Raw genomic sequence first — 25,380 nt, 5'->3', positions numbered from 1 at the left:
GAAAACGGTGTCACATCTTCACACTCCATTCCTGCGCGGAAAGAAGGTCACTTTGCGCGCGGTCGACGATGCGGATATTCCGCTTATCGCCGATTTGATCAATGACCCGGACGTCTATCTTAACCTGCTGCTCACCGGACCAAACCGCACCCAAGATACGCGGGAGTTCGTGGACAAGATGTCGAAGTCTGAGGACAATCAGATCTTCGCAGTTTGTGGACACGACGACCGCTGGATCGGGATGATGGGGCTTATCCGGATCGATTTCGTGCATCGCAATGCGACGTCAGGAGTGTGGATTGGACGTCCGGAGGATAGGGGCAAAGGCTATGCGACGGATGCAAAGATGCTGTTGTGCTATCATGCGTTTTGCACGTTGAATCTCCACAAGCTTTATACATTCAGTTACGAATTCAACACAGCAAGTCAGAAGTTCAACGAAAAGTGCGGATACAAGGTAGAGGGTCGCCGCCGCGAGCACCTATTCCGCGCGGGGCGCTACTGGGATTCGATTGAAACCGGACTGTTACGAACGGAATGGCTGCCGATATGGGAAAAGTATCGAGAGAACGATGATTTGATTCGAGTCCCGGAACCAAAGCAGGATTGAAATCAGGTGTCAAACGGAGAGAGATGGACAAGCGAGTTTCGAGAATGTGGAGCGCCCTCGCGGCGCTTGTGCTTATTATGAATGCGGCTACTGCACAAAGTACGGCGGAGTTGACTCTCGAGGAGTTCTTCAGGACCTATCGGGTCGGGAGCCTGTCCTTTTCGCCCGATGAAAAACAGTTTGTGTTTGTGTCGGACAAATACGGACACTCCCAGCCGTATCTCATGCCCGTGCGCGGCGGAGATTGGACCCCGCTGTTCACGACCGAGGACGCGATTTACAGAATCACGTGGTGCCCGACGAATGCTGAGATGATTTTCTACATCATGGATAAGGGCGGCGACGAGAATTTCCGGCTCTTTGTTTACAGTTTTGTCAATAAGAAGTCGCAGTCGCTGACGGCGGAAGGTACGCGCGCGGATTTTCTGGGCTGGTCCCATGACGGTTACTATCTCTACTACAGCACCAACGAACGCGACCCGCAATACATGGACACCTACAGCCTTGACGTGCGAACGATGAAAGCGTCACGAATTTTCGAGAACAATTCCACGCTTACGGTAGTTGGCGTCTCGCCGGATAACAGCACACTGATTCTCTCGCAATTCATCAACACCTTGTCCTCTAATCTTTTCTCTTATGATGTAACCCAAAAGACGATGACGGCGATCACCTCGCAGGAAGACGGCGAGGCCAACTACGAATTCGCGGACTTTGCGCCCGATGGCAAGACGCTCTATGTGATCACTGACAAAGATTCCGAGTTCTACAGACTAATGTCGTATAACACGGAAAACAAGGAGTGGGAAGTCGCGCTGGAAGCAGACTGGGATGTTGTCGGCGCGAGTTTCAGTCATAAGAACACATATTTCGTGACGCGCATCAACGAAGACGGGATTACGCGCGTGAATATCGAGAACGTGAAGACTGGAGAAGAGCTTCAATTGCCGCCGCTTCCACCCGCCGAGATTATACCGGTAGGATTCTCCCGAAGCGAGCGCTACTTGCGAATCTATGTCAATGCGGATAATATTCCGGGCGACCAGTATCTGTATGATCTTGAAACGTATGAGTTGATTAAGCTGACAAATCTTTTTGACGCGAGTCAATTGCGATCAGATATGCTGGTGCGCTCGGAGTTGGTGCGCTACGAGTCGTTTGACGGCTTGGAGATTCCGGCATGGATTTATCGACCAGTGAAGCCCAAATGGGGCAACCGAACGCCCGTGGTGATTGAGATACACGGCGGTCCGATGGCTCAGCAAAAACCATTCTATTCCCCGTGGATTCAGTATCTTGTCAGTCGTGGATTCATAGTTGCAACCCCAAACGTGCGCGGCTCGACGGGTTATGGCAAGTCGTATTACTTGGCTGACGACAAGCGTTGGGGGGAAGATCCGCTCTGGGACGTGGTCGCACTCAAGAGCTACATTGCAGAGACGTATCCTGAAGCGGACACGTCGAAAACTGTCATCTGGGGAGGCTCTTACGGCGGCTACATGACATTGGCTGCTCTGACATTCACACCGGAAGAATTTGCATTGGGCATGGACTGGGTCGGCCCCTCAAATCTGTTTACGCTGCTCGAATCCGTTCCACCGTATTGGCGTCCCTATCAGTCGTATTTCCATCAGGAAATCGGCAATCCGGAGATCCCTGAGGACAGTGCTCGCATGTTTCGTCAGTCACCAGTGAATTTCGCGGATCGCATCGTCCGGCCGCTACTCATTGTGCAGGGTCGGAATGACCCTCGCGTGAAAGTCGCGGAGTCGGATCAAATTGTCGAAGCCGCGCGCAAGAATGGTAAGCAGGTTGAATATCTCATTTTCGAAGACGAGGGTCACGGTCTGCGCAAGCGCGAAAATAAGCTCAAGGCATATCACGCAATGTATGACTTCATGATTTCCAACCTCGGGATGAAGTCAACGGATTGATGTTTGACCAAGTAACAAAAAGAAGGCAGACTTAAAAGGTCTGCCTTCTTGCATTCAGATCAAGAGGAGATCTAAAGTTTCAGTCTTCTGTCGAGGAAGGGGAGAGTCAAACGCATCGCATCGCCGGATGCCGCCGCACTGTAGGCTGCGCCGTTAGCCGGTTCAAAGAAACCATTCTCAGCCTTTATGACCAGCATTTCTGCGCGCACACCCTGCTGGATTAGTTGCCTGCTTAGGGCTTCTGCTTGGGGCGTGGGGGTGGTGCCCGCCGGATTAGCCGTGATTATCATCAGGGGTGTCGCGATGCGCGGCAGAAGCGAGTCCGCCGGAGCTTTGGACGGATACCACGCCACACCGCAGCGAATGGAAGACTCTGCAGTCATCGCGCGCATTGCCATCTCACCTCCATAACCGAAGCCAACGACTCCGATTCGCTTGCGATTCACGCCCGAATCTGCTAAGAGTGCTCTCCAGCCGGAACCAATCGCCGCGACGGCATCGTCTTCGCGCACCAGTTCAAGATAGCGCATCGCCTGTGAAATGTCGGACGTGCGGTCTCCTCTGAACATATCCACGGCAAGAACGACGAAACCGCGAAGCGCAAGTGTATCCGCAAAGTCACGAACGGTGCGTGTGAGTCCGAATCGGTCATGCAAGAGCAGGACGGCAGGATACTGATTTTCGCCACGTGGTCGTACCAGGTAGGAATTTGGTCGAGAGTCAAGATAGGCGGTCAATTTGGGCAGCATCTCGTCCCAGAGATTTCCCGCCGCGATCGCTTCGATCATGGCGCCCCCGCCTTGCAGAGGGATATGATGCAGCACGCGGATCGTGGTCCCATTGGGTGAAGAGCTAAAGTCAATTCGAACAGACGAGACAATATCGTGCCTGAGCATTGAATACTCAAGCAATTGCCCGGGTTCGAGAGTCTTGAGAATACCTTCAAGCAAGGCACCATCGGAATAAGTTACTCGCCAGGGGGCTTCAGGTGCCACGCCGAAGGCTGCTGTTTTGGCGCCACTCCATTGCAGGTAGAGCCAGTCTTCTGTCAGCGCACGATAAGCTTGCAGCGGGGAGGCACTTGTTTCGACAGTGCGGATGAGCGACTCCTCCGCCAATGCGCTTGAAACAGCCACAAACAACGCCAAAAAAACCACTTTTCTCATGCCATGTTTCCTCTATTGTATGTGCAGAATATAGGGCTTTTGCTTGGAAACTCCAACCAGATCAAAAAGGTTTGTTTCTAATACAGATAGAGCAGGCAATCTAAACTGCGAAGAAACCTCAACTTGCTTGCAACTCGCTGGCAAATTGAGTAAGTTAACTGCTTCGGACTAATGGGCTAATATCTTTTAACTTGTTGTTTTTTCAATTCCCCTTCGTTTCAGAGTGAGGAGCATAGACAGATGAGAATCCCCAGCACCGCCTCTTTACTGAGGTCCTTTGCACTGCTGCTTGGCACGGTCGGATTGCTGTGGTCGGCCAACGGATTTGCAGTAGATCCCCGTAACTGGGGCGCGCCCGGCCAGCCGATTCGCCAAGGGCACCACATTGAGTGGCAGCGCGCGGCTTATCGCAACGATGCGGACGGCTACACGCTGTTAGTATGGTCGGATACCCGAACGGGTGACCGCGACGTGTTTGCGCAACTGATAGAACCGGACGGCGATCTTGCGCCGGGCTGGCCAGTCCATGTAGTAAACTGGCCGTTTCGTCAAGAGGATCCGGAGCCGGTTCCCGTTGACGGCGGCTTTATCATTGCATGGATTGACTTTCGATTTGACAGCACAGGTGACGTCCTTGCGCAAAAGCTCGATTATGCTGGCAACCACCTTTGGCCTGTCGAGGGCGTGATTGTAGACACGTTTGTTAGAGCAAGCGATTCAGGTGTATTGGAAACTACGCTTCGCGCGGCACATGACGGTCAGGGAGGCGCAATCATCGCTTGGGAATCGGACATGCGGGGCGACCCCGACATTTATGCGCAGCGCATTCTTGCGAATGGGACCCGCGCGTGGGCACAGCGGCTCGCTGTTACGGATCATAACGGCGCACAGTCCGGAATCACTGCAGATGGCGATGGTCAAGGCAATATGATTCTCGGCTGGGTGGACCTGCGGACGAATGAGCAGGACGTTTTTGGTGCCAAGGTCACGCGTGATGGTACGCTGCCTTGGGGCGGCGTGGGTGGCATTCCCATCTGCACGGCAGCGGAGCGTCAGACCAGCGCGAAGATTTGTCCGGACTTGACGACGGGCGGAGCATATTACGCTTGGCGCGACGAGCGCACAAGTACGAGCGATGACTTATACATGCAGCGCGTATCGGCCAATGGAACACCGCTTTGGCAGGCCAATGGCATTGTGCTGAGTGACGCGAACGAAGAGCAAATCGGTGTCCGCATCGCAGTAAGCATGAATGGTGGCCAGCAGGACGGTGTGATCACATGCTGGGATGACCTGCGAGTTAACGGTTCGATTTCTGAGATCTATGGACAGAAAACGAATGCCTCAGGCGTGCATCAGTGGACACCCAACGGTGTCAAAGTCTGCGGCGATGCCGAACCGTTTGGCGGGTATACCCGTGACAACAGCCGTCTGACTTCCGATCTGCAGGGCGGCGCGTTGTTTATCTGGGAAGACACCCGCAATGCAGTAGGTCAGGTTACAGAGTATGATCTCTACATGAGCCGTGTGAATGCCGCCGGTGAATTGGCGTGCGGTGACTGTGGACAATTGATCAAGGACGGCCCGAATCAGCAGCAGGAAGCAGTCCTTCGAACGAACGGAGACGGCACGGAAGTGTTCATTATTTACCGTGACTATTATCGCGGTTCTTCCACGTTAAGTGTGGACCGCGCACGGATCAGCGACTGCGTGCGTGAAGGCGGCCGCGAGATTATCTACGGTTTGGACGGAGACGCGACGAATCCGACAAACATCGAGATGGTGCACGGCATCGTGGCCTTCGCATGGGAAGACAATCGCGGTCTCGGCTTCGGCAAGCAGATTTACTATCAAGTGATTGACACGCCCTACGTCTACCCGTTCGCAGACGTGATTCCTCCGAATGGAGCTCCGCTGGCACCGGATAACAGCGGGCTGACGCGCTATTCGCAGGAACAGCCGTGGGTATGTTCGGACGGTGCAAATGGATTCTTCTGCTCGTTTATTGACAACCGCGCTGGCACCAAGCAGGTGCGTTTGCAGCGTGTTGGTGTAGGCGGTGGACTGCTGTGCGACCAGGCAGGTGCTATTGTCTCGGCGTCAAACGTCGATCAGAACACGGCACGAATTATCTCGGACAATCAAGGCGGCTGCTATGTCGTTTGGGCGGGCTACGATGAAGGCTTCCAATTGGATGTGTTTGCCTTGCGCATGAACTCGAATTGCGAACCGCTGTGGCCCGAACCGGTTTCGCTCTCAAACAACGATGAAGACGACGATCAGTTGCAGGGTGTTTCGATTGACGAAAACGGCTGCATCGCCGTGGTCTGGCAAACCGGAACATTCGGAAACTACGATATCTGGGGCGCGAAGCTTTGCGCAGACGGCGAAGTCGCGTGGCGCCGGGTGATTTGTGGAGCCCCGCGCGAGCAAAGCGAATCGCAAGTTATCTACGACGGACAAGGCGGATTCTACTTCGCGTGGGCGGACGGCCGCGATGAAACGCAAGGCAAAGACATCTACGCCAATCGGTTCGATGCTAACGGTAATCTCGCTCCATCGTGGACGGCGGAAAATGGCCGTTTGGTGGGCAACGCGGCGAATGATCAGAAGAAGCCGAGACTGGCAACGGATAGTCAGCATAACTTGTACGTGGTGTGGGAAGACTTCCGCTCCGGCAATCAACTGGATATTTACGGACAGAAGCTCAGTCCGGCCGGAGCGAGGTTGTGGACGGACCAAGTTTCGGGACGACCACTTTCAGGGTCCACATCCAACCAAAGTGATCTCGAGATGCTGGTCGAGTGGAACGACGGAATTTACATGGTCTGGGTGGACGAGACCTCATCGTATAGTGATCTCTACGGAGTTCATATAGATGCGGGCGGCAACATTGCCGATCCGTGGTGGGGCAACGCTCAGAATCCAGTCGGCGGCGTGGTGAACAATGAGTACCAAAATCAGACCGCACCCTGTTTGGCACACGATTACCACGGCGGAACGGTGGTGGGTTGGGTGGACTGGCGCTCGTCGGGCAAGGAACCGTTGCAGAATATCTGGGGTAACTGGATCAACGATTACATGGTAAGCGTTCGCGAATTGCCGGCTCCGTTGCCGCGCGACTATATGTTGACTCAAAACTTCCCGAATCCGTTCAATCCTTCAACTCAATTCCGCTTCACTATTCCGGCAACGGAAGCCGTGAAGATCTCGGTTTTCAACACGCTCGGTCAGCAGGTGCGGACGCTTGTGGACGAGGTGATGCGAGCGGGCACCTATGAAGTGTACTTTGACGCATCGGAGCTTTCGTCCGGCGTTTACTTCTACCGCCTCGAAACCCCGACGTTTGAGACAGTCAAGAAGATGCAGTTGATCAAGTAACCCCTCCCTCGGCTTTTCCCGCTCTCTTACAGGGGGCGGGGAGACGCCGTCGGAAGTCTGCGAGCACAGCCCATTCAGAAATTGCCAGGAACTCTTTCATGCCAAGACTTGTTTGCATCTTAGGACTGCTTCTTCTCGCCGCACGAGCCGGTGCACAGCCGTTGCCGGACTGTTATCATACTCGCGCAGAGTTATATGACTACATCTTTGCATTGCAGGATTCCTTTCCGAATCTTCTGCGAGTAGACTCCATTGGGCATTCCCGCGGAGATCAATTGGGCGTGCAGTTTCCGATCTATGCCGTGAAGATCTCTGACAACGTGCAGGAATTCGAGGACGAGCCTACGTCACTGATCATCGCACATATTCACGCCGAAGAAGTGGCGGGTATGGAGGCGACGATCGAATTCATGCGCTTGCTCCTGACCAATCAGCAGCCCTATCGCACGATCAGGAACGAGACACAGGTCTATATTATCCCGACGATGAATCCGGACGGACTCGAAGTCATTTCATTAGGTTGGGATAACACTTGGCGCAAGAACGGCTACGTGCCACCGGAACTTCATTCGGACACGTGTATCATTGTCGTCGGTGAGGGAGAGGATTCCTGCGGCGTAGACTTGAATCGCAATTTCGACATTAACTGGATCTACGGCGATTCGCTGTGGGTGCGAGGTTCGGATCAGCCGTTCGACTATTTTCGTGGACCGTCCCCATTCTCTGAGCCGGAAGCTCGCGCAGTGCGGGACTTTTCGTATCAAATCAAGCCAACGGTATCAATCGTTTGGCACTCCTCGCGCACAGGCAATGTCTCCGAACGCTGTATCGTCGCGTGGCAATGGGGGCCGGATGGCGCGGCGAAATTCAGCCCCGACAGCGCGGCGATTCATCGCGTCATGCGAGCCTATACAGATAAGACGCGCAAGTATCCTCCGTCCGGAGCCGCGACATATCTCGAAGTCTGGGGCGGCACGCGAAACGGTGCCTTGCAGGATTGGTTTTATCGTGAATTAGGCACAATCCAAATCCTCACTGAAACAAGTCCACCGCGGCAGATACAGCCTCCGTGCAGTCCGAGCGATCCGGTAAACTTGCCGGGCTTGGTGCAGACGCTACTTCCTCCGATGGAATGGCTGTGTCGCCGCGTCATCAATTATCCTGTAAGTAATGATATGTCGAATCAGGGTGCTCCTTTGAACATCTACACTCGGGATGCATCAACAGGAAGCCCCATCTCGGCAGAGTATCGACTGGTCGACACTTGGTCGCCGCTGCTTAGCCCTTGGTATACGAACACGGAGCATGGCCGCGCAACCTGTTTGCCGCCACCGGGAGTTGTGAGGGTTATGGCCCGCAAAGAGGGCTATCGCAACGATACCACTTCTGTTACGCTGAATCCCGGCAGTGGGGCGGTGTCTGCGATACTGAACTTGCAGCCGCTCCCGTGGCATAATGTCACGATCAATGTACGGAATGAGAGTGGACAGTTGATTCCGGCACGCGTGTATTTTGACAACGGCTTCCCCCAAACATATGACATTCCGTCGGGAACGATTAGTTTCGATAAGCCGGAGGCAGTCTGCGTGCTCAGAGTCGAGCCCCTCCAGCAGCAATCAGTGATTGCACGCTGGTACGATTTCTGGCATGATCAGGATACGACGCTGAATCTTGTTCTGCCGGATGGCACGGTACTCTACAGTGAGAACTTCGAGAGCGGAATGAGTGGTTGGACGGCTGGTGGCACGGGCGGCGAGTGGAGACTGGAAGCGGACACGACCTCATTAAACTATGGGATGGTCGTACACACGAACGCAGCAGGGTATCGCACACAATACGGCAGCAATTGGGACGCGACGCTGACGTTCAACGGAACGATTCCCCTCACGGGCGGGAATGCGTTTCATTTGAAGTTTGACCGGCGCGGCAGACTGGATGTTCCTGCGGACAGCTTCTTCGTTGACGTTTCGCACAACGGTACAGATTGGCAGACTGCGGCAGGTTTTTCTGAGTTGCAGGTGCCGTGGACTCGAACATTTGTGGACCTCAGTTATTGGGCTGGCAACACAATCAGCCTGCGCTTCAGATTAAGAACCGATGCTTTACTGGGCGATCTTGGCGTCCACTTCGACAATATCGAAGTGGTCGGCGGATTGGACACATCGGCCCCGGAACAGCCGTTGCCCTTCCCGGCAGAGTTCAAGTTGACAAAGGTATACCCTAATCCGTTCAACCCAACCACCACCATCGCATACGAGGCTGCCTCATCTGGACCAATTCAGTTCACAATTCACAATTTGCTGGGTCAGTCTGTCTGGTCATCAACGGAGGTTCTGCCCGGTCCGGGCCACTACGAGCTTCGCTGGAATGGCACGAATAACTCCCATGAGCTTTTGCCATCGGGTATCTATTTCGTGCGGATGCAAACACATCGGGGTTTCCACGGAACTCAGAAGTTGATGTTTTTGAAGTAATTGTCAGGGGATTGTTATCTCCTGTTCCCTCTTAAGCTACATTCAAATTAGTTCTTTATGCGTCCACATCGTGACTTCATCGCCGTCACCGACTTCAACCGTGACGAAATCATTGAAACCATAGCGCTTGCGTGCGAGTTAAAAGAGCGGAGGAACCGCCATGAGCACGTGCTCCCGCTCTCGGGTCAAACGTGGGGATTGATCTTTCACAAGCCAAGTCTTCGTACGAGAATCTCCTTTGAAGTGGGAATTGCGGAACTGGGCGGGAATGCCATTTACATCACGGAGAAAGAGATAGAACTCGGCAAGCGTGAAACTATTTCGGATGCGGCCCAAGTCCTGTCGCGCTATTTGGGTGGCATCATGATCCGCACCTTCAGTCACGCCGACGTGTTGGAGCTTGCGAAATTCGCGGATATCCCCATCATCAACGGGCTAACGGATTATTCGCATCCCTGCCAGATTATGGCGGATATTCAGACCGTTTATGAGAAGCTTGGCCGTTATGACGATTTCAAGATTACGTACGTCGGCGACGGCAACAATATCACAAACAGTTTGATTGAGCTTGCTCAGCGTCTGAACTTCGAGTTAGTGGTTGGAACGGCGGACGACACCTTGCCCGATATGAAGCTTGTCGAAGCGACAAATAGACTTGGCAACTCAATCGTGAAGATTGAACATGATCCGGTACGCGCCGTCAGCGGCGCGCATGTGATCTATACCGACGTCTGGGCGTCGATGGGTCAGAAGGATCAAGCGGATGACAAGGCGCGTAAATTGCGTCCGTTTCAGGTCAATGAGCAGTTAGTGTCTCATGCCGACAAGAATTGCATCGTTTTGCACTGTTTGCCTGCCGAACGAGGCAAGGAAATCACCGACGGAGTGATGGACGGCCCGCACAGCGTGGTGTTTGATCAGGCAGAGAACCGCCTGCACGCCCAAAAAGCGGTAATGGCAATTCTGATGGAAAAGAAGTAAGGATTGGACCGCAGAAGCGGTTGTTCGTGCCCGAATCAGCTGTGGAGGAGCTTTAATGTTCGTCAGAATCATCATCGTCGTAACTCTTGCAGCGTTTATCACTGCCTGCGATCAAGCGAACGATGGCGATCCCATGGCCGAGCCGGTTGCTTATGAAGTGATGACCACATCAGTCCATCTGCAGGTGGAGGACCCGCACACGCAGGTCTTCCGCAACTGGCATGAGTGGTCGGCATTCTGGGCGCAGCATCCCGAGTGCAATAGCGGTTGCGTGTATGCCCCGCCATATGTCGATTTTGAGACCTACTCTGTGGTTGGCATTTTCTGGGGCTTGGAGTCGCACATTGGACAGAATCTGGAAGAGCGAGTGGAATCTGTCACTCGCCGCCACGAGGATGCATTCATTCACCTGCGATCGTCGCTTCCAACCGGCGAGAGTCTACCGGCGTTAGGCTATGCCGATTTGTTTTTGAAGTTCGAAAAAGCGGATGGCACGGTACAATTTACCGGTGCAGTGCCGCGATAGATTGATAGAGGATTGTTATGAAAGCCCGCATTTTACTATTCAGCATGACTCTTGGACTCATTATTCTGTCCACGGGCTGCTACACGAAACTCTACCGTCCAGGCATGGACAACATGGGGCCGTTCTCATCGAACACGCTGTATAACCGCTACGACTCGACGGCCATTGACACAACGCTGACCAAGCCCGAAGTCGTGGACGTGTATCCAAATCCCTACAACGACTATTACGGTTGGTCATATTGGGGCCGTCCGCGCGGCTATACACGTTGGGGATTCGACTTCGATCGTTTCTCGCCGAACTACCACTGGTCGTACTACGGCTATTATGACTACTACAGCCGTCCGTGGTGGCACGACTGGTATCATCGGGATCCGTGGTGGTACGGCGGCGGTGGTGGCGGTGGACCGAGCGAGCCGCCTTCTCAGCGGCCGGGTCGCCGGTCGAATGATGCAGGCGTACCGCCAGCAGTGATTGGGAGTGGCGGTGGATCTCCACCAGCGTATGTTCAGCCAAATCCGACTCCACCGTCTCAGCCTGCACCACCGGAGACAAAAAATCCGGCACCGCAGGACGATAACTCGCAGAAGCGCAACGGCAAGCGCAGACGCTAACCCGGCTAACAGGCAGCCACGACGGGTCTGGAGGCCCGAAACGGTGAACGAAACGATATCCTGCGCGAGTCTTCAGACTCGGCCGGATTCACAATAGACTTACATGAAAAAATTACTCATTCTCTCTTCTTTGCTGTTTGCAACGTTTGCATTTGCGCAAGACGAGATCCCTGAGCGTCTGTTGCTGACCGGCGGCCAGCAGCTCGGCTCCGGCGCACGAGCTCTCGGACTCGGCGGCACATACACCGGCATCGCGGATGACTACTCGGCAATTTGGTGGAATCCTGCCGGATTGGCACAGGTCAAGCGTATCGAGGTGCAGGGCACAATCTTACGCACAGGCTTCTCAAATGACGCCAACTATTATGGTTTGGGTCGGGAAGGCAGCACGGACGCGATGCGGTTGAACAACATCGGCGCGGTGTTTCCGGTTCCGGTTTATCAGGGCGCATTGAGTTTTGCGTTCGGCTATTCACAGATAACTGATTTTGACCGCCGCACACGTGTGGCGAGCGGGCAGTCAGGTCAATCGTGGGATAGTTTCGACGAATTGGAAAGCGGTAGGCTCGGACAATGGTCTTTCGCGTCAGCCGTGGACGTATCACCGAATCTGTCGGTGGGTGCGAGTATCAACTACTGGACTGGCGCAAATGATTATTCCCTGCTCGGCACCTACTCTGAGGCTGGCTCGACTGTTAATACAGAGCAGACAATATACACGAAACTTGGTGGTTGGAATTTCAATCTTGGCGGCATGTTCCGCCCGGGTCGAATGGTGCGTATTGGCCTTGCCGCATCCACGCCGTTCTCGATGTCTTTAGACGAGGACTGGGAGTTCGACGGCGACACGGGATACTTTGACTATCGCATGACCTATCCATGGGTTTGGCGCCTCGGCGCAAGCATCGCCCCGGGACGCTGGATGTTGGCAACGGACATTGAACACCGCGACTGGCAGTCGCTTGAGTTTCGCAGCGACACGCCATTCCAAAACGTGAGCCGCACGGAAGCGAATCGCCAGATCCGCGACACATACGAAAGCACAACCCGACTCTCATTCGGTGGCGAGTATCTCTTTCCGGCCTACGGGTTGCGAGGACGCGCGGGATACAGTCTTGATCCCTCAAATTTCAAGAGTGCAGGAGACGATGCGGACAAAGGAATCCTCTCGCTCGGGATTGGCGTCTTGATTGACCGCTCTGTCATGCTCGATGCCACTTGGCGGACGGTCGGTTATACGGAGCAAGTGACCGAAGGATTGAAGGAAGATATCCGCTCTTCGCAGCTGCTGATGACCATCAGCTACCGCATGTAACTTGCAGCACCTTCCCGCATGAAACACTGGGGATTGATACTATTGCTCACCACAATGGCATGGGCGCGGCCCGAAGGAATCCTGACCGGACATCCCTGGGCACAGAAAGCTCAAGCGGCAATTGACAGCGGGCGCTTCGATGAAGCGCTCGTTTTGTTGCGCGTGGATCGACTGACACCGTTGGATCATGCGTGGCATGATTACCTGTCCGGACTTGCTTTCATCGGACTTGAGCGCTTCGGCGACGCCGATGAAGCACTGCAGAAAGCCAGAACGCATTTAGCGCCGCTTTCCGAAGATAACACGGCAAAGCGATTGCTTTCACGAGTTGAGCGCAAACTTGGGCTGGTGCAACGCAAGTTGAAGAACTACGAGAAGTCGCTCGACGTGCACTATGAAGCACTTGAGTTGGCTCAGCTCTACGGATCTGCCGAGGAAGAACACGATTGTCTGATCAGCATTGATGTTGACTGCTGGCATCTGCAAAGATGGAGTGAGTCCGAGCGCGTGTTACGTCAGAGTCTCGCCGTGGCATCGCAGATTAAGGATCCCGTGGCTCGAACGCGCGCAATGGCCACCAGCAACAATAATCTCGCGAGTACGCTTGCCGAAGTAGGAAACTTTGAAGAAGCGGCCGAAAAGGCTCAGACGGCTCTTGCAGACTGGACAGAGTGGGAGAATATGACCGGAGACACCAGAGAGTTTCGTTCCGGCTGGGCTCATTATGCCCTGGCGGACATCTACCTTAGGTGGGCAGGGCAAATCGAAGAGCCGCTGGAAGCTTCCAATAAGCGCGGCATGGCAAAGTATGAGCTGATCTTGGTGCGAATGCTTGGGCAGGAAGCAGGTCGACCGCAAGAGGATTTTGATCTCTTTGACAAGCGACTCGCGGAATGTGATTAGCCTATGACAGTTTCGCTCGCAACCACCATGCCGCTGCGTGGCGTACGGGAATTGCCGCCTAATGATCAGGTTCAGGGATTCTACCTCCTGACGAAGATTGAGACGCGGCCCAAGAAGAGCGGGGAGCCTTTTCTGATCGTCGAATTGCAGGACCACTCCGGCAAACTTGACGGCAAGATGTGGGAGAACTTCGAGGCAGCGCTCGAAACGTTGAGGGCCGGAGATCCTGTGTTTGTGGATGGCAGGGTGGATCGTTATCAGAACATTCCCGGGCTGGTCCTGCATACTCTGAGAAAAGCCACGGCACAGGAAGTCCCCGACAGACGCAGTTTCCTTCCCCACTCTTCACTCACGTCTGCGCAGGCTGATGAGCAACTTTCGCACTTGATTAATACGATCGAGCATCCGCACTTGCGCGCTCTGCTTGATTCTATATTCGGCGATCAGACTCTTCGCAAACAGTTTCTTGAAGCTCCTGGCGGGAAAGCTTGGCATCATGCGGCGGTAGGAGGCCTCGCGGAGCACACGTTGTCGATGACCGCACTTGCAGATTTGGTTGCCGCTCACTATCCGCAACTCCATCGTGATCTGTTGTTGGCCGGTACTTTGCTGCACGATTTGGGCAAAGTTGCTGAATTCACACTTGAACCCGCGATTGACTACACCAGCGAGGGCCGCCTCCTCGGTCATATCACACAAGGTGCGCTGCTGATTGACAAGGCGATCAGGGAATACTGTCCCGATTTGTCCGCTGAGATGCGGAAGCAGCTTCTGCACATCGTTTTATCACATCAAGGAGATCCGTTAAAGGGATCGCCGATCAAACCGATGACGCTCGAAGCGCTCGCCCTGCACTACCTTGATGAACTGGACAGCAGGATGAGTGCGTTTGAACAGGTTCGCGCGCGCACGCCGGAGTCGCAGGACTTTTCAGACTATCAGCGACTGATGGAGCGATTCTTTTATTTCCGTGCGCCAGAAGGCGATGATCAACCGGAGTGAACGTATGAGCGAAGAAGTCAAATCCTATTCCGACTGGAAGTCACTTCCGCCGTTCGAGGGAGGAGTCTGGGTGGCGATGGTGACCGAAGTGCTTGACAACGAAGGGATACCGAACCTTGTAAAGACTGACTTGGCTGCCGGAGGCTTGGGGGTAATCACTGGAACCGAGACCCTTGGCAAAGCTTGGCGAGTTCAAGTTCCAGCTGAATTCTTTTCACGCGCACTGGCTATTTACGAGTCGGTTCTCGGGGAACAAAGCGGTGGCGAACCAGCAGAAGAGTTAGACGACCCGAACGCATAGGAATGCTCGCTGCTGCACCGGCTGGATGTCGCCCAAGCCTTGCACATTCCTAAATCCCTTCGTATATTCTGTAAACCTGAAACTCAAGACTTTAGACTATGTCAGAAATCACAAGTATCTACGCCCGCGAAGTTCTTGATTCCCGCGGCAATCCGACTATTGAAGTCGAAGTTATTCTGGAAGACGGAGCCTTCGGGAATGCGATAGTTCCGTCCGGCGCATCGACCGGGGAGCGCGAAGCACTTGAATTGCGTGACGGTGACGAGAACCGCTACCTTGGCAAAGGTGTGCTCGATGCAGTCTCGAACGTGAACGAAAAGATTGCCGAAGAGATGATCGGTCTCGACGCTGTATATCAGCAGGAAGTTGACAATGTCCTGCTCGACTTGGACGGGACGCAGAATAAGAGCAAGTTGGGCGCAAATGCAATCCTTGGGGTGAGCCTTGCGGTCGCCCGTGCTGCTGCGGACTCCGTGAACTTGCCGCTCTACAAGTATTTGGGTGGGGTGAGTGCAAGGATTTTACCGGTACCGTTCATGAACGTGATTAACGGCGGCGCACATGCGGACAACCCGCTTGATTTCCAAGAGTTCATGATCGTCCCGCGTGGTTTCGAGACATTCAGTGACGCACTGCGTGCAGGCGTTGAGACCTTTCATCATCTTAAGAAGGTACTCAAGAAGAAGGGACACTCAACCAACGTGGGAGACGAAGGCGGATTTGCGCCAAATCTGAAATCACACCGCGAAGCACTTGATGCCATTCTCGCAGCGATTGAATCGGCGGGATACAAGCCCGGAGACCACATTGCGATTGCCCTCGACAGCGCAGCGTCGGCGTTTCATGATCACAGTACAGGTAAGTACTCGTTGTCTTGCGAAGGAAAGGTGCTGAGTGCTTCTGAGATGACTGATTATTATGCACAGCTTGTGCGTGACTATCCCATCGTCTCGATCGAAGATGGATTAGGAGAGAGTGATTGGGATGGCTGGAAGCATATGACGAAGTCGCTGGGCAAGCAGGTGCAGATCGTCGGGGATGACATATTTGTGACACAAGTGGAACTTCTGCACAAGGGGATTGTACAGAACGTGGCAAACTCTATTCTGATTAAGTTGAATCAGGTCGGCACAGTCACTGAGACGCTGGACACGATCGACTTGGCGAGACGACATGCTTACACTCAGATTGTCTCTCACCGTTCGGGTGAAACAGAAGATACGTCAATCGCAGATCTTACCGTAGCGTGCGGTTGCGGCATGATTAAGACCGGCAGTGCCTCTCGCACCGATCGTATTGCAAAATATAACCAGTTGTTGCGCATCGAAGATGATCTCGGTGATGACGCCATCTACTTTGGCGCGATGTGGAAGTGAAATATGGCAGATTGGAGCCGCATTACCCGAATTACGTTACTCTCTCTGCTCGGCGCAGGAGTGATCGTGTATGCGGTGTGGTTCTACTATGGTGAAGGCGGCCTGCGCGATCACAACAGGCTACGAGCCACATTCGCAGAGCAGAAGCTGGAAATTGCTCGATTGGAGTTGCAAAAGCAGGAGTTGAGCAGCTACCTCGAGGCTGTTCGCAGGGGGGATCGCGCAGCGCTTGAGCTTGCCGCTCGACGTTACGGACTGGTAGCGCAAAATGAGTATCTCTGGAAGATAGTTCCGTTGCCGACAGACTCGACCAATGAATAAACTGTGAGCGCCCGGCGACACCGGGCGCTTCCTTTACATGCACGAAGCGAAACAATTCACGCTGCCAGAGTCGCGGTTCAAGAAGTTCCGCCGCGCGTTTGCGACGGGACTTTTGATGCTCGCGCCAATCTGGCTCACCGGTTACATTGTCTTGGTCATCGTTCGGCTGTTGGGAGGCGTTCTGTCACCCTACATTCGCTATACTGCCCTTGAAATCCTGGAGCTTGAAGCACTTCCCAAGTCTATTGAGCTGCTGACGGACGTTGTTGCCTTTGTCCTTACGGTCATACTGATCGCCCTAATTGGATCGATTGTGCAGCGCGTGCTGGGCCGGCGGCTCTTTAATATGATTGACCGGATATTGAGCCGCATTCCTGTGGTCAGTGACGTCTATAATGCGGTGCGAAAACTGCTTGAAGCGTTCTTCGGCGACAAGACGGGCTTTCGTGGAGTGGTTGCAACTAAGTTTCCAAATGATACGTCGTGGGCGATTGCCTTCGTGACAGGCGAAAGTACAATGCTTGAACAGAAGGGAAAGATGGTCCATGTCTTTCTGCCCACTACACCCAACCCAACTTCTGGTTACTTGCTGCTCGTCCCGGAAAGCGAAGTGATCAAGCTTGATATGACGACAGATGAAGCATTCAAGCTAATCGTTTCCGGAGGGTCGATTCCACCCGAGAGATTCACGAGATAACGATTCAGCTCGAAATACGCAAACGCCCGGTCAAGCCGGGCGTTTTTCATGTGTGCATTGGTCTCAAGGAATCAACTTGCTACCGTTTCCCAATAGAACTCTGCGACAGCTTTCAGCAATGCCGCAATCACAGGTCCGATTAGAAATCCCCAGAAACCGAAAACTGCAATTCCACCAATTGTCATGAGGAAGACAACCAGTTCGTGCAGCTGCGCCGCCTTGCCAACGAGGTAGGGCCGGAGGAGGTTATCGATGTTCGCGATGACTATCCAGCTCCAGAGAAGCAAAGCGATTCCCGGCACCGTCTTGCCAGTAAGGATGAGCAAAATGCCCGCGGGAAACAAGACAATCTGTGCCCCGACGACCGGAATAATCGTGGTGAATACTAAAATCACGCCCCAAAAGAACGGCGACGGAATACCGCAAGCCCAGAATGCCAGGCCTCCGAGGACTCCTTGAACCACTCCAATTACTCCAAATGCCTTAAGCGATGTGATTGCTGTCCTAAAGAAATTCTGTAGAAGCTGTTCGGATTCATCCGATGTCAGTGGTAACAATCTCTTGATCCAGTCCACGAACTTCGCACCATCGAGATAGCAGAAGAACAGCGTATAGAGCATCACAAGCACCTGCAGGACTGCACTAGCGATTCCGCCGGCGGTCTTCTGCATTGCGACAACCATGTAGGACGTTGCCGTGCCGGCCAATTCCTGAAGTTTGCTGACGACCAGCTCGATGTCAAGTTCATAGCCCCAGAAGACTGGCGCTTGTTGGCCGGTCAAGCGGGTAATCAGAGCATCAAGTTGCGGCTCAAGTTGCTGAAAAAAACTATAGCCTCGCTCAGCGAGTGAAACCGCGTCATTCACCATGAGTGAAAGAACTCCGGCCACCGGTGCAACGACCAGGAGAAACAACGACAAAACGGACAGCGATGCGGCGAGCGTTCGTCTACCGCGCAGCTTTCGTTCAAACCACTCGAATATCCAGCGCGACATGGCCCACAGGATAAAGCCGCCGATGACGCCCAGAAGCAACGAAGATATGACGAAGATAGAAACACCTATCAGCAGGAGCAAGGCAACTGAAATGAATCGCCTGCGCGTCACTCGATCTGTTGTCTTTGACTCTTCGGATTGCATTATGGATTTGAAAATAATCGCCCCGTCAGTTGATGCAGACGGGGCGATCTTCTACCTTAGTTTTGGAATCCTACCAGCCAGCTTCATTCATTCGCTGTTCGGCTACCTTTGCTTCCTCGCTCTTTGGGAAATCACGCATCAGCTGTTGCCACACCGTGCGGGCTTCGCGCGTGCGGCCAAGTTGCCTGTAGGAAAGCCCGAGTTTGAGCATGGCTGCCGGAGCCTTCCAGCCCATCGGATCCATATCAATAACTCTTGCGTATTCCGCAGCAGCCTCTTCGTACTTCTTGCGTGCATAGAAACTTTCCGCAAGTCCGTACCGTGCGTCATCGGCAAGCTCGGATTTCGAATTCTGCTGAAGGAACGTCAGGAAACCGACTTCAGCCAAGTCATAGTTTCCCAAACTTAAGTCCTGCATGGCAGCATCATAAACATCCACGCCCATCGCAGGCGCAGGTCCCGGGCCTTGAGCGCCGACCTGATTTCGCAGGAATTCTTCAAGCGGAGCAAGCGACCGATCGAGACGATTCAAAATCTCGTCAAGTCGAGCCGCCAATGTGCTGACGCGCTCCTGCATTTCGGATGAGCCGTACTCCGAATTCGACTGCAGTTTGCGCAGGTCTTCGGACAGTCTCTCTATTTGCGCCTGCATCGAACGCTGGGACACCGTGATGGAATCCGTGCGTTGCCGAAGATAGCGGCTATCCTCCTGAAAGCCGACGATCTCTTTGCGCGTGGCACATCCGGACAAGACCGCGAGCAAGAGTGCGCCGGGGAGGAAGTAGCGTAACATGAATTTCTGTTGTATTAGTTACCAGTGTCAACGCGGAATTCAGCGCGGCGATTGCGTGACCACGAAGTCTCGGTGTGACCCGGATCAAGTGGACGCTCTTCTCCATAGCTGATTGTACGAATCCGTGAACCGGAGATTCCTTCTGCTTCCAGCGCACGCTGCGCAGAACGGGCACGACGCTCGCCTAATGCGAGGTTGTATTCGTTTGTGCCGCGCTCATCGCAATGGCCTTCCACAGTAATCTGCCAGCTCTCCCACTTCCGGAAGATATCGGCATTGTTACGAATCACTTCACGACCGTCAGCGCGAATATCCGACTTGTCGTAGTCAAAGTAAAGGATCCGAATGAGCGCGAGATCACGTTCCATCTCGCTGCGCGAATCACCCGTTTCCTCCGGCATCTCCGTCTGAACAGGTTCGATGACTTCTTTAGCGGGCGGAGGAGTCTCCTTCGGCATCTTTTTCTTGCAGCCTGGCGCAATGACGAGAGCCAGTGTCAGCATTAACAGAAGGGCGGTAAAACCGAGTCTCTGTGTTTTCATTTTCTCTCCTAATGTGCGGGATAATGTAAAGAATCGTATTTATCGTGAAGTGAGGGGAACAATTGGTCCCCACTGAGGCTGCGACGCTTCAAGTCCAAACGTAAGCTGGCGCGGGTTGCTGCCGTCCCAGTTGCACGTCCAGATGGCCGTGCGCCCGTCTTTTGAATCAGTGTAGACGATCTTCATTCCGTCAGGTGACCAGGAAGGATCAAACTTATTGCCGCCTTCTGTCAAACGACGCTCCCGACCGCCGACCGGCTGCATCGTAAAGATCTGAAACTTTGGGTACGCATCGCTTTCGCGGCTGCAATACACAATCAAATCTCCGCGCGGAGACCAGCGGGCGGTCTCATTGTAAACGCCTCCGAATGTCAAACGGCGCACGTCAACTCCGTCAAAGTCCATGACGTAAATCTGTGGACTTCCGCCGCGGTCAGAAGTGAAGACGATTTGTCGTCCGGTCTGCGACCACGAGGGAGACGTGTCATCACGCCCGCTAAACGTCAACTGTACTCTGCCCGTGCCGTCCGGTCGGACGCGATAGATTTCAAAGTTACCCGACACACTGGAAGCGTATGCCACCCAGTTTCCATCCGCAGATACCGACGGTGCACTATCCGTCCGAGGGGTCTGCACGAAAGGCCGCGCACGTCCACTCGAAACATCGTAGCTGTAGATATCTGCATCGCCGTTACGGAACGACGTGAAGTAAATCGTTTTGCCGTCAGGCGCCCACGTTGGAGACATGTTCAGCGTCTGATCGCGCGTCAGGCTGCGTGCGTTTGCTCCGTCCCAATCCATGATCCACAGATCTTTATTGGGTCCCGTCTTGACTACAAACACGATACGCGAAGTGAATGCGCCAAGTTCCCCGGTCAGCATCTGAGTAATCCACGCCGCGATTTCGTGGGCAGCATCACGTGCCTTGTCAGTTTCGAATGTGAAATCCGAGATGTGAATCGGGTCTCGCAACGGCGGCTGGAAGATTGCGATGGAGGCCGTGGCTTTGTCCCACCCAAGCGATACCGTTCCCCGTACGCGGGGTGCGCTCGAACCGGTGAATGTCACCAGCGAATCCACAGCATTGCCGACGCGGCGGTACTGAACTGTTGTGTCGGGCGGCAGATCCTCGGGATTCAGAATATTGAAATATCCCGAGTAGGCTAAGTCACCTCGTACCAAATCAGAAAGCTGACGCGGCAGCTCACCAATGAAGGCAGCATCGCCGGTCGCGGTGAAGGGATAGACGACCAAGTCAAGTCTGCCGACTGAAGCAGTTTCAGTTCGTAGAGTAACCTGTGAAAGAGCTAAGCCGGCAGATGCCAGCAACAGCAGAAGCGAGCTAAGAATTCGAACCCGGATTGACGACAAACTCAAAGTGTATTCCCAGTTGCCCCTGCTCATATTGAGGTGGAAGCGGAGGAAACTTTCCCGCCGCACGTACGGCGCGTTCCGCCGCCTGATCGATTAAAAGGTTATTGGAAGATTGCACCATCGCGATGGATGAAACGGTGCCGTCACGCAAAATCACAAACCCAACCGTCGACATTGCCTGTCCGCGTACGCCCGGAGGAGGGCGGAAATTGCGTTCTATCTTGGACTGTATCAACGCCAGATAGAAATCGTACTCGAAGCCTGACTGCTGCAAGCGCATCGTTCCGGCTTCGCCTTTCAGCTCCTTGGGTACCGGTTCAGTTGAACGCGGTCTCTTTTCCTTGGGGAGGTCAGGCTTCTTTTCCTGAACAACCTCTTTGGGCTTGGGCGGTTTTTTCTGCGGCTGCACGAGCGGGGGCACGGTCTCGGGCACCTTGAACTCCCGCGGAGTCGTCGTAATCTGCTGCACAGGCGGCTGCATAGGCCGTATCAGTTTAACCTTAGTCACTTCCGGCAAAGGCCGCTTCTCCTCAGTCTTTGCATAGCCTGCTACAATCAAGACGACAATGAACAGCGCGTGCAGCAGCAGCGAACCAAGGAATGACTTGCGCATGAGGAGTTATCCTCTGCGGCCTGTGCGCGACTGCAGCGGATCGGCGATCAGACCGAGATCCGTTACACCTACTTGCCGCAGCACGTCAATCACATACAGGACCTTCTGATACGGCACTTCGGCATCTGCCTGCAGGAACACAGGTTCCTTAGAGGAGCCGTAAGTTTGTTCAAAGGCCAGATCGAAGCTCGATTCATCCACCTTGCTCTGGTCGATCATGATCGAGCCGTCTTTCTTGACCGTAATCGTAATCCCCTCTTCGCTCTTGGACTCGGCGGTCGAGGCCTGCGGCACGGCAACATCAACGGAGTTCTTGAGCATGGGTGCTGCCACCATGAAGATAATCAGCAGCACGAGCGTGACGTCTACAAGTGCGGTGATATTGATATCCGCAACAGGCCGATAGTTGATCTTGGTCAGCTTCTTTCGCCGACTCGATCCTGCACGCTCCTCAACGGGAAGTCCCCCTGCGCCAGCCATGGCTTATGCTACTCCTACGCGGCCGGTCACCGCACTGCGGCGAACCAGTTGGCGATCCACTGCGAAGGCCAAGTCATCGCCGAACGCTTCTGCCTTTTCCGCTTCCTTGCGCAGCCAATTCGAGAAGAAATTGTAAGCCACAAGAGCAGGAATCGCGACGAACAAGCCAAGTGCCGTGGCAACCAGCGCTTCCGCAATGCCCGGTGCAACGACAGCAATGCTCGCGTTTCCCCAAATTCCGATACGCTGAAAGGCTGAAATGATTCCCCACACCGTTCCCAACAGCCCCAAGAACGGACCTGCCGCAGAACAAGTAGCCAGAAACGGCAGATACTTCTCGGCACGGTTCAAGTGATGAGCCGCCGCGCGGGCATACTCGCGCGCAACGAGCTCGCCATCCAAATCATCGGGAACACCGCGCTCGAAGAGTTCACGATGCGCATACATATAAGCACGAGCAGGGAAGGCTGCCGAATAACGACGGGCTTCGCCGTACATATTGCGCGGGTCAAAGTTCTTCCAGCTTACGCCTTCCAGACCTTTCGAATCCTTGCGCACGCGCAGCCACAGAATAGCCTTGTCGAGAATGACCGTCCATGACAGCAGGGACATTACGCCCAAAATCAGCAGGACGAACTTCGCAAATGGCGACGCTACGATGAGTAGCTGCCAAATACTTTCGCTACCAGTTCCCATAGTGCAACTCTTTGTTCATCCTGAAACTAATTCCCCCACCAAGTTCGCATTATATTATAGCCTATTCCATAAATTACAAAGATATGAAAAACTGGCCCAATTGTCAAGAAAAATCGTATTCTGGTGGCTCGGCGCGCCTGTTTTGCGCGAGGACAATCGGGCTGCACGGTTCGCCAAAAGACAGGACTGCCGCGACTGCGGATAGCTTTGCAACGGCCATTAGATAGACCCAGATAGGTATCTCCTGCTTGTGGATCCACGGAACCATCACGGGCTTGTCGCGGTAGGGGGTTAAGTCCATGTTATTCAACTTCTGACGGTATTCGCTTTCGCGAATAATCCCGTCTCCGAGCAAGTCCTCAAGTGGAAATCTAATTAATTCCAATAGTTACACCTGATTTGAACGAATTAGTCTAAGTGAAAACTCGCGATGCGACAGCCGCTCAATCCGTAAAACATCTCCAATCTGCAGGCCGTGCTCCATCGTAAATCTTGTCCAGCCATGCAGTTTAGATCGGTTACGAAGCTGCATTTTAGAGTGGTCGATGTCGGATTCGATGGAAAACCCAAGGTCAGTATGGATAATGACCAGTTGCCCGTGCGAGCCGTCTGCCTTAGAGACCGCTTCCGGCGGAAAAAGTTCCAGAAAATCGAACACATTCAGGTACCTTTCGAGAAACCAGAGGGACTCTTTTGTAACGGGTATTTCGTGAAATGTCTTGTCTGGCATGGGTTCTCACCAATGGAAAACGGGCCGGATTTCGGCCCGTAGTTCTGAATTCCTCTCGCTTAGAGCGAGCGGCTAGTTAGGAACTAAACGACTGTCCGCACCCGCAGGAGCGCTTGGCATTGGGATTTTTGAACACGAAACCGGAGCCGTTCAAGCCGTCTTCATAATCAATCTCCGTGCCGTTCAAATAGAGATAGCTCTTCATGTCGCACACCAGCTTAATGCCGTCCTGCTCAAAGACCTGATCATCCTCGGACAGCTGGTTGTCGAAGCCGAGCACGTAGTTCATGCCGCTGCACCCGCCGCCGCGCACACCCATGCGCAGATTCCAATCGCTCTTCTGTTCCTGCTCCATAATGGCCTTGACTTTCGTATGGGCCGTTCCCGTCAGTGTAATCATGCTACGAGTCTCCGAAAACTGAAAATGAAAAATTGAGAAATCTTAGAAACCAATCATCCGGCTTTCGCCGACAGGGTTATGCTCTGGCGAGTGCTCCGTTCCGCATCAGATCTTCCTGTGTTTCCGCTTTGTAGGAGCTGCGAACCAGCGGACCTGACTCGACATGCTTCAGACCAAATGACTGCCCGAGTTCTTTGTATTCTCGGAACAGGTCGGGGTGGATGTACTCAATGACAGGCAAATGCCTGCGGGAGGGCTGCATATACTGCCCGATCGTCAAGAGATCACAACCTGCATCCACCAGATCGCGCATGACTTCCTTGACCTCTTTCGGGGTTTCGCCCAGACCCACCATGATGCCCGATTTCACGACCATGCCGTGCTGTTTGGCACGTGCGAGCGTATCGAGGCTCCGCCAGTATTTCGCCTGCGGACGAACTTGCGCGTGCAGCCGGAAAACCGTCTCCATGTTGTGCGCATAGACGGCCGGACCCGCGTCACATACAAGCTTCACGCACTCGGGTTTGCCCTTGAAATCTGGGACAAGCACTTCGAGACGTGTCTCAGGCGAAATCTCCTTGCAGATGCGAATTGTCTCAGCAAAGTGGCCCGCGCCGCAGTCAGGAAGCTCATCGCGATCCACGGAAGTTATCACGATGTATTTCAGACTGAACTCCTTAAGGGCATCGGCCACACGTCGCGGCTCTTCAGGGTCAAGCGGAAGCGGTTTGCCGGTCTTGACGTTGCAGAATCCGCACGAGCGGGTGCAGGTATCACCCATGATCATAATCGTTGCGGTGCCGCGCGACCAGCACTCGGCCATGTTCGGACATGCGGCCTCTTCGCATACCGTGAAGAGCTTGGATCCGTGAATCAGCTCTCGGACACCGTGAAACTTCTTCGTGTGCCCGAGACGGATCTTGAGCCAATCGGGCTTGCGCGGCGAATTAGGTTCGGTATCGGTTAAAATAGGTAATGCTTGCATGTGTATCTCTCGAGCAGCACCTAAGGT

General features: G+C 53.9%; 26 protein-coding genes. 14 read left to right on the top strand and 12 right to left on the bottom strand.

The genetic code is table 11. The features are described from left to right. The first annotated feature begins 7 nt into the window (after positions 1-7). Together KJZ99_10330 and KJZ99_10325 are read left to right on the top strand one after the other, a co-directional pair. Positions 8-610, top strand: a complete 603-nt coding sequence (locus KJZ99_10330; protein MCL4306302.1) for a GNAT family N-acetyltransferase — start codon at positions 8-10, stop codon at positions 608-610. 23 nt (positions 611-633) lie between these two features. Further along, entirely contained in the window at positions 634-2,544 is a 1,911-nt protein-coding gene (locus KJZ99_10325) for a S9 family peptidase (GenBank protein ID MCL4306301.1), read from the top strand. Between the two features lie 71 nt (positions 2,545-2,615). On the opposite strand, the gene KJZ99_10320 is transcribed toward KJZ99_10325, so the two are convergent. Beyond that, positions 2,616-3,710: a dienelactone hydrolase family protein gene (locus tag KJZ99_10320; protein MCL4306300.1), complete on the bottom strand. Its 1,095-nt coding sequence runs from the start codon at positions 3,708-3,710 to the stop codon at positions 2,616-2,618. Between the two features lie 240 nt (positions 3,711-3,950). Between KJZ99_10320 and KJZ99_10315 the strand changes: the two genes are divergently transcribed. The 12 genes from KJZ99_10315 (at position 3,951) to KJZ99_10260 (ending at position 17,601) form a co-directional block, all read left to right on the top strand. Continuing rightward, on the top strand, positions 3,951-7,091 hold the full coding sequence (locus tag KJZ99_10315) for a T9SS type A sorting domain-containing protein (protein MCL4306299.1): 3,141 nt from the start codon (positions 3,951-3,953) through the stop codon (positions 7,089-7,091). A gap of 98 nt (positions 7,092-7,189) precedes the next feature. Continuing rightward, positions 7,190-9,565, top strand: a complete 2,376-nt coding sequence (locus tag KJZ99_10310) for a T9SS type A sorting domain-containing protein (protein MCL4306298.1) — start codon at positions 7,190-7,192, stop codon at positions 9,563-9,565. 57 nt (positions 9,566-9,622) lie between these two features. Then, the gene (argF, locus tag KJZ99_10305) at positions 9,623-10,546 is read left to right on the top strand and encodes an ornithine carbamoyltransferase (protein ID MCL4306297.1); all 924 of its coding nucleotides are present in this window, start codon (positions 9,623-9,625) and stop codon (positions 10,544-10,546) included. A gap of 55 nt (positions 10,547-10,601) precedes the next feature. Next, entirely contained in the window at positions 10,602-11,072 is a 471-nt protein-coding gene (locus tag KJZ99_10300) for a hypothetical protein (protein ID MCL4306296.1), read from the top strand. A gap of 17 nt (positions 11,073-11,089) precedes the next feature. Next, positions 11,090-11,686, top strand: a complete 597-nt coding sequence (locus KJZ99_10295; GenBank protein ID MCL4306295.1) for a hypothetical protein — start codon at positions 11,090-11,092, stop codon at positions 11,684-11,686. Between the two features lie 103 nt (positions 11,687-11,789). Further along, positions 11,790-13,001, top strand: coding sequence for an outer membrane protein transport protein (locus KJZ99_10290; GenBank protein ID MCL4306294.1), 1,212 nt, complete (start codon positions 11,790-11,792; stop codon positions 12,999-13,001). 18 nt (positions 13,002-13,019) lie between these two features. Continuing rightward, positions 13,020-13,904: a hypothetical protein gene (locus KJZ99_10285; protein ID MCL4306293.1), complete on the top strand. Its 885-nt coding sequence runs from the start codon at positions 13,020-13,022 to the stop codon at positions 13,902-13,904. A gap of 3 nt (positions 13,905-13,907) precedes the next feature. Continuing rightward, positions 13,908-14,906: an HD domain-containing protein gene (locus tag KJZ99_10280; GenBank protein ID MCL4306292.1), complete on the top strand. Its 999-nt coding sequence runs from the start codon at positions 13,908-13,910 to the stop codon at positions 14,904-14,906. Between the two features lie 4 nt (positions 14,907-14,910). After that, on the top strand, positions 14,911-15,207 hold the full coding sequence (locus tag KJZ99_10275) for a DUF2007 domain-containing protein (protein MCL4306291.1): 297 nt from the start codon (positions 14,911-14,913) through the stop codon (positions 15,205-15,207). A 98-nt stretch (positions 15,208-15,305) separates the two neighbouring features. Further along, positions 15,306-16,583: a phosphopyruvate hydratase gene (gene eno / locus KJZ99_10270; protein ID MCL4306290.1), complete on the top strand. Its 1,278-nt coding sequence runs from the start codon at positions 15,306-15,308 to the stop codon at positions 16,581-16,583. Positions 16,584-16,586: 3 nt separating this feature from the next. Next, entirely contained in the window at positions 16,587-16,904 is a 318-nt protein-coding gene (locus KJZ99_10265) for a septum formation initiator family protein (GenBank protein MCL4306289.1), read from the top strand. A gap of 37 nt (positions 16,905-16,941) precedes the next feature. Continuing rightward, positions 16,942-17,601 (top strand): DUF502 domain-containing protein, encoded by a 660-nt coding sequence (locus KJZ99_10260; protein MCL4306288.1) that lies wholly within the window; start codon positions 16,942-16,944, stop codon positions 17,599-17,601. A gap of 71 nt (positions 17,602-17,672) precedes the next feature. On the opposite strand, the gene KJZ99_10255 is transcribed toward KJZ99_10260, so the two are convergent. The 11 genes from KJZ99_10255 to lipA form a co-directional block, all read right to left on the bottom strand. Beyond that, positions 17,673-18,740, bottom strand: a complete 1,068-nt coding sequence (locus tag KJZ99_10255; protein ID MCL4306287.1) for an AI-2E family transporter — start codon at positions 18,738-18,740, stop codon at positions 17,673-17,675. A gap of 70 nt (positions 18,741-18,810) precedes the next feature. Beyond that, positions 18,811-19,533, bottom strand: coding sequence for a tol-pal system protein YbgF (gene ybgF / locus KJZ99_10250; GenBank protein ID MCL4306286.1), 723 nt, complete (start codon positions 19,531-19,533; stop codon positions 18,811-18,813). A 14-nt stretch (positions 19,534-19,547) separates the two neighbouring features. Continuing rightward, complete coding sequence (gene pal, locus KJZ99_10245) at positions 19,548-20,075, bottom strand: peptidoglycan-associated lipoprotein Pal (protein MCL4306285.1); 528 nt, start codon at positions 20,073-20,075, stop codon at positions 19,548-19,550. A 39-nt stretch (positions 20,076-20,114) separates the two neighbouring features. After that, positions 20,115-21,452: a PD40 domain-containing protein gene (locus KJZ99_10240; protein ID MCL4306284.1), complete on the bottom strand. Its 1,338-nt coding sequence runs from the start codon at positions 21,450-21,452 to the stop codon at positions 20,115-20,117. Further along, the gene (locus KJZ99_10235; GenBank protein MCL4306283.1) at positions 21,418-22,062 is read right to left on the bottom strand and encodes a TonB family protein; all 645 of its coding nucleotides are present in this window, start codon (positions 22,060-22,062) and stop codon (positions 21,418-21,420) included. Before KJZ99_10235 ends, KJZ99_10240 begins: the two co-directional genes overlap by 35 nt. Before the next feature lie 6 nt (positions 22,063-22,068). Next, positions 22,069-22,542 carry an ExbD/TolR family protein gene (locus tag KJZ99_10230; GenBank protein MCL4306282.1) on the bottom strand — a complete coding sequence of 158 codons (474 nt, stop codon included), beginning with the start codon at positions 22,540-22,542 and terminating at the stop codon, positions 22,069-22,071. 3 nt (positions 22,543-22,545) lie between these two features. Further along, the gene (locus tag KJZ99_10225) at positions 22,546-23,238 is read right to left on the bottom strand and encodes a MotA/TolQ/ExbB proton channel family protein (protein ID MCL4306281.1); all 693 of its coding nucleotides are present in this window, start codon (positions 23,236-23,238) and stop codon (positions 22,546-22,548) included. Between the two features lie 103 nt (positions 23,239-23,341). After that, entirely contained in the window at positions 23,342-23,623 is a 282-nt protein-coding gene (locus KJZ99_10220; GenBank protein ID MCL4306280.1) for a DUF2480 family protein, read from the bottom strand. A 3-nt stretch (positions 23,624-23,626) separates the two neighbouring features. Beyond that, the gene (locus KJZ99_10215; GenBank protein MCL4306279.1) at positions 23,627-23,968 is read right to left on the bottom strand and encodes a hypothetical protein; all 342 of its coding nucleotides are present in this window, start codon (positions 23,966-23,968) and stop codon (positions 23,627-23,629) included. Positions 23,969-24,044: 76 nt separating this feature from the next. Further along, positions 24,045-24,368, bottom strand: a complete 324-nt coding sequence (gene erpA / locus KJZ99_10210) for an iron-sulfur cluster insertion protein ErpA (GenBank protein ID MCL4306278.1) — start codon at positions 24,366-24,368, stop codon at positions 24,045-24,047. A 76-nt stretch (positions 24,369-24,444) separates the two neighbouring features. Continuing rightward, the gene (gene lipA, locus KJZ99_10205; GenBank protein MCL4306277.1) at positions 24,445-25,353 is read right to left on the bottom strand and encodes a lipoyl synthase; all 909 of its coding nucleotides are present in this window, start codon (positions 25,351-25,353) and stop codon (positions 24,445-24,447) included. Positions 25,354-25,380: the final 27 nt, after the last annotated feature.

The organism is bacterium (assembly GCA_023382385.1).
Lineage (GTDB): Bacteria > Electryoneota > RPQS01 > RPQS01 > RPQS01 > JABWCQ01.
This window is presented reverse-complemented; position numbering and strand designations above follow the sequence as displayed.

What these genes read in the sequence shown, in the direction of transcription:
- KJZ99_10300 (MCL4306296.1), top strand. Translation starts at nt 10,602, where the DNA reads ATGTTCGTCAGAATCATCATCGTCGTAACTCTTGCAGCGTTTATCACT.
- KJZ99_10235 (MCL4306283.1), bottom strand. Translation starts at nt 22,062, where the DNA reads ATGCGCAAGTCATTCCTTGGTTCGCTGCTGCTGCACGCGCTGTTCATT.
- eno (MCL4306290.1), top strand. Translation starts at nt 15,306, where the DNA reads ATGTCAGAAATCACAAGTATCTACGCCCGCGAAGTTCTTGATTCCCGC.
- erpA (MCL4306278.1), bottom strand. Translation starts at nt 24,368, where the DNA reads ATGATTACACTGACGGGAACGGCCCATACGAAAGTCAAGGCCATTATG.
- KJZ99_10275 (MCL4306291.1), top strand. Translation starts at nt 14,911, where the DNA reads ATGAGCGAAGAAGTCAAATCCTATTCCGACTGGAAGTCACTTCCGCCG.
- KJZ99_10280 (MCL4306292.1), top strand. Translation starts at nt 13,908, where the DNA reads ATGACAGTTTCGCTCGCAACCACCATGCCGCTGCGTGGCGTACGGGAA.
- KJZ99_10295 (MCL4306295.1), top strand. Translation starts at nt 11,090, where the DNA reads ATGAAAGCCCGCATTTTACTATTCAGCATGACTCTTGGACTCATTATT.
- KJZ99_10285 (MCL4306293.1), top strand. Translation starts at nt 13,020, where the DNA reads ATGAAACACTGGGGATTGATACTATTGCTCACCACAATGGCATGGGCG.
- KJZ99_10315 (MCL4306299.1), top strand. Translation starts at nt 3,951, where the DNA reads ATGAGAATCCCCAGCACCGCCTCTTTACTGAGGTCCTTTGCACTGCTG.
- argF (MCL4306297.1), top strand. Translation starts at nt 9,623, where the DNA reads ATGCGTCCACATCGTGACTTCATCGCCGTCACCGACTTCAACCGTGAC.
- lipA (MCL4306277.1), bottom strand. Translation starts at nt 25,353, where the DNA reads ATGCAAGCATTACCTATTTTAACCGATACCGAACCTAATTCGCCGCGC.
- KJZ99_10290 (MCL4306294.1), top strand. Translation starts at nt 11,790, where the DNA reads ATGAAAAAATTACTCATTCTCTCTTCTTTGCTGTTTGCAACGTTTGCA.
- KJZ99_10310 (MCL4306298.1), top strand. Translation starts at nt 7,190, where the DNA reads ATGCCAAGACTTGTTTGCATCTTAGGACTGCTTCTTCTCGCCGCACGA.
- KJZ99_10265 (MCL4306289.1), top strand. Translation starts at nt 16,587, where the DNA reads ATGGCAGATTGGAGCCGCATTACCCGAATTACGTTACTCTCTCTGCTC.
- KJZ99_10325 (MCL4306301.1), top strand. Translation starts at nt 634, where the DNA reads ATGGACAAGCGAGTTTCGAGAATGTGGAGCGCCCTCGCGGCGCTTGTG.
- KJZ99_10230 (MCL4306282.1), bottom strand. Translation starts at nt 22,542, where the DNA reads ATGGCTGGCGCAGGGGGACTTCCCGTTGAGGAGCGTGCAGGATCGAGT.
- ybgF (MCL4306286.1), bottom strand. Translation starts at nt 19,533, where the DNA reads ATGTTACGCTACTTCCTCCCCGGCGCACTCTTGCTCGCGGTCTTGTCC.
- KJZ99_10215 (MCL4306279.1), bottom strand. Translation starts at nt 23,968, where the DNA reads ATGCCAGACAAGACATTTCACGAAATACCCGTTACAAAAGAGTCCCTC.
- KJZ99_10225 (MCL4306281.1), bottom strand. Translation starts at nt 23,238, where the DNA reads ATGGGAACTGGTAGCGAAAGTATTTGGCAGCTACTCATCGTAGCGTCG.
- KJZ99_10260 (MCL4306288.1), top strand. Translation starts at nt 16,942, where the DNA reads ATGCACGAAGCGAAACAATTCACGCTGCCAGAGTCGCGGTTCAAGAAG.
- KJZ99_10320 (MCL4306300.1), bottom strand. Translation starts at nt 3,710, where the DNA reads ATGAGAAAAGTGGTTTTTTTGGCGTTGTTTGTGGCTGTTTCAAGCGCA.
- pal (MCL4306285.1), bottom strand. Translation starts at nt 20,075, where the DNA reads ATGAAAACACAGAGACTCGGTTTTACCGCCCTTCTGTTAATGCTGACA.
- KJZ99_10255 (MCL4306287.1), bottom strand. Translation starts at nt 18,740, where the DNA reads ATGCAATCCGAAGAGTCAAAGACAACAGATCGAGTGACGCGCAGGCGA.